Origin of the sequence: Photorhabdus caribbeanensis (assembly GCF_018448885.1) — a bacterium.
GTDB lineage: Bacteria > Pseudomonadota > Gammaproteobacteria > Enterobacterales > Enterobacteriaceae > Photorhabdus > Photorhabdus caribbeanensis.
The window spans coordinates 1-558 of the sequence record NZ_RCWB01000139.1; the positions used below are offsets into that span (position 1 = coordinate 1).

Annotated in this window: 1 protein-coding gene; it reads left to right on the forward strand. The window is 58.4% G+C overall.

Features of this window, described 5'->3' with window-relative positions; translation table 11 throughout:
• Positions 1 to 558 (forward strand): hypothetical protein (locus EAE90_RS23350; RefSeq protein ID WP_214055463.1); only part of this gene is annotated, 558 nt, incomplete at both ends.

A 558-nucleotide genomic window follows, 5' to 3' on the forward strand; every position in this document is an offset into this window, starting at 1 on the left:
CACAATCGGCGGTGAATTTACAGACCAAAGGAGCACTGCGCAATCAGGGCCGGGTGGAAGCTCGCGGCGATACCACGGTCAACGCAGGCACAATACACAGCAGCCATGACAGCGTGTGGGCCGCGGGACTGGATGATAACGGCAACACTACCCGTCCCGGCTCACTGATTCTGACCGCGCAGCACGTTCAGGCGAAGGGGAAAAATCTGGCCGCCGATACGCTGGCTGTCCACAGTCAGCGGATTGACCTGAGCGACAGCCAGACGGCGGCCAGCCAGATTCAACTCACCGCCGGTCAAGCGGGGATAAGTACCGCTCGCGCTACCGTCAACGCCGACCGTTTGACGGCGAAAACGCCGGGCCAGTTTAACAACGACGGCGGCCAGTTAGTGGCGAAGGAAATCCACCTCACAACCCCAGATTTATCTAATCAGCAGGGAAAAATTAACCAGACCGGGACCGGTGAACTGGCGCTCCATACCCGCACCCTGAATAACCGTGAGGGGACAGTGTTCAATCAGGGGAAATTGACCCTTACCACTGACCGGCTTAACAACC